1 protein-coding gene is annotated in these 2099 nt (G+C 33.8%); it reads right to left on the bottom strand.

Annotated elements, in window-relative coordinates; translation table 11 throughout:
* Nucleotides 1-656 precede the first annotated feature (656 nt).
* Nucleotides 657-1592 (bottom strand): protein rep, encoded by a 936-nt coding sequence (locus FTV38_RS17200; protein WP_179997572.1) that lies wholly within the window; start codon nucleotides 1590-1592, stop codon nucleotides 657-659.
* Nucleotides 1593-2099 lie beyond the last annotated feature (507 nt).

The raw sequence follows: 2099 nt of genomic DNA on the forward strand, positions 1-2099 counted from the left end.
GGGGCTTTTTACCGACAAATAGAAAAGTTAGATTTTAAAGCCTTTTTTCTTTGAAAAAAGTAGGTAGGTTTTTTAGCGTTTTTAGAACAAAACAAGTTCTTTTTTTCTGATGAAAAGACAAAAAAAAAGCCCAGAGTTATCTCTAGACTTCTTGTTTCGTTTTCGAATTTCGGCGCTCAAGAGTTGCACCTCTGCAGAGCTCTTTACCTCCTCATCGACTCACAAATATAATGTTTTTTTTCGGAAGTTCCGCCCCCTCCCCCACCTTGGTGGCAAGAAGTTTTTGTGTCACAAAAACACATCTTGCAACTATTTAAAATCGCTATGTTATTATATAAAACCGTGTTTAGTGAAGATTTTATTTTCTCGCATTACCAATGGAGAAAATTCTTTTCTCCATTGGTAATGCGAAATATCATAGGACTAAAAGTGCAAAATATCAAAAGACCAGAGTATAAAAATATCAAAATATCAAAATATCAAAGGATATTTTACCCCTCCGATTTCATATGATTTTATCATTGGTATAACCTACTAGACCAATTTTTAATCGTACCTCTAAAATTTGGTCGTAGGCTCTTCGAGAGATAAAAAACAAATCTTGTTTTGTTCTGAAAACGCTAAAAAACCTAAATGTTTTAGCGCAGCTAAAAAAATCACTCCCGTACTTTTTTCTGACACAATCGGAGAATTTCCGGTTCTAGTTCTTCGCCGATCAACATTTCCCCTGTTGCTTGGTTAACCCAATCGAATGCATCTTTTTGCCAAATCCATAAACTTTCTTCGTTTCCTAGACGCAAATAAAGTTCTTCTTCAAATTGTCCTTGTACTTGAAAATCTTCGTCTGTCGGCTCTTTTATAGCTTTAATTCCTCCAAAAGTAGCAAGAGTACGTTTCCCTTTTAAAATACAAAAAAGTGCGTCTAATCGTTTAAAATTATCTGATTTAGACAAATCAACAGTCATTTTAATAGCGTACTTAAATAACTCCGATAAAGCTCCTGCATTAGCAGGCCTGATATCTTGAGCATTTGGATTAGATTGAGGATTCCGTTTTAACCATTCTTTTACAATCCACTCAGCATTCGCCCACCCATCAACAATCATATGCATATGGTAGTGATATTGTCCATTCGGTCTAATAGTACATTCCATTGTCCTAATTCCTTTTAAAAAAACACCACTCTTAAAGGCATCCCCTCTCTTGTCTTTGCTTGAATTATAGAGCATTCTCCAGCTTTTTTCCATTTCTTCTATTTGGCTTTGGAGTTCTTCAATGGAACAAGTAGGTCTTGTAAGAGTAACAAAAAACGGCTGTCCAAAATCATTAATTTGAGTAGCATATTGTTTTATATTAATAGCACTACGTATACGATTACAAGTATAGCACCAACGATTTTTGCAGTAAGTTGAAGTCATTTTTTCGCCGTTATAATGTTTAACACGATTGCAATGATAAGTATTATCATAGCTCTTTTTTAGAGGAGAGCTGGGATTCCACATTGCTAAATTAATTGCAAAGTGGTCTGTTATGGCTTTGTATTTTTGTTGTTTCTGTCCTTGTGTAAGGCTTTTTTTATTATCTTTACCCATAGAAAATGAGACGATACAATATCGCGTTTTAGTCTTGCTGAAGAGGTCGGATTCCAAAGCAAGAATTATACATCTTTGTCTTTTATCGAATCAAAGATACAAAAAATAAATGCTTGGGTTTTTACTCAAGCATTATTTTTTTACAGCAATTGCTGTTTTTTATCTCTCATTTTAGGAGCAAGGGGCTAAAACGTCATGACAATTTCACTGCGTTACATTGCATTCCTATTTCGTCCCTTGAAAATTTTTTACGCTTCGCTAAATTTTAGATTTTTCATTCTGAAAAATTGGAAAAAAACCCACTTGAAAAATAGATTTCCCAAGCAGTTATGCTAATGTATCAAGGCTATGAGGTAAAACCCTTGAAAACAAAGGACTTAGGGGCTTTTTACCGACAAATAGAAAAGTTAGATTTTAAAGCCTTTTTTCTTTGAAAAAAGTAGGTAGGTTTTTTAGCGTTTTTAGAACAAAACAAGTTCTTTTTTTCTGATGAAAAGACAAAAAAAA

The sequence above is a fragment of the Acinetobacter sp. YH16044 genome (genome assembly GCF_013417145.1).
Classification (GTDB): domain Bacteria; phylum Pseudomonadota; class Gammaproteobacteria; order Pseudomonadales; family Moraxellaceae; genus Acinetobacter; species Acinetobacter amyesii.